The sequence below is a fragment of the Kitasatospora sp. SC0581 genome (assembly GCF_048159585.1).
Taxonomy (GTDB): Bacteria; Actinomycetota; Actinomycetes; order Streptomycetales; family Streptomycetaceae; genus Kitasatospora.
Genome location: NZ_JBLRWA010000212.1, coordinates 1 through 376, shown reverse-complemented (window position 1 = coordinate 376; position 376 = coordinate 1). Strand labels below are relative to the sequence as shown.

The following is a 376-nucleotide window of genomic DNA, read 5'->3' as shown; positions in this document are numbered from 1 at the left end:
AATTAGAAGTTTAAAGTTTTATGATAATGACGGAGAGCGGCAGCAAAAAATTGCGGATGCTTGCGCCATCATGATTAAAGAAAGGGCCCCAGAAATAGAATTTTTGGCAACAACCGATCCTGCAGAAGGGTTTACAGATGTCGATTTTGTAATGGCACAAATCAGGGTTGGAAAATATGAAATGCGCGAAAAAGATGAAAAAATTCCATTGAAACACGGGGTTGTGGGTCAAGAAACAACAGGGCCTGGAGGAATTGCTTACGGTTTAAGGTCCATCGGAGGCGTTTTAGAGCTTATTGACTATATGGAAAAATATTCTCCAAATGCCTGGATGTTGAATTACTCAAACCCGGCTGCAATCGTGGCTGTAGCTACA

1 pseudogene is annotated in these 376 nt (G+C 41.5%); it reads left to right on the top strand.

The features are described from left to right. Positions 1 to 376 (top strand): annotated as a pseudogene (locus tag ACLWS4_RS37825) (6-phospho-alpha-glucosidase); the annotation flags it as partial.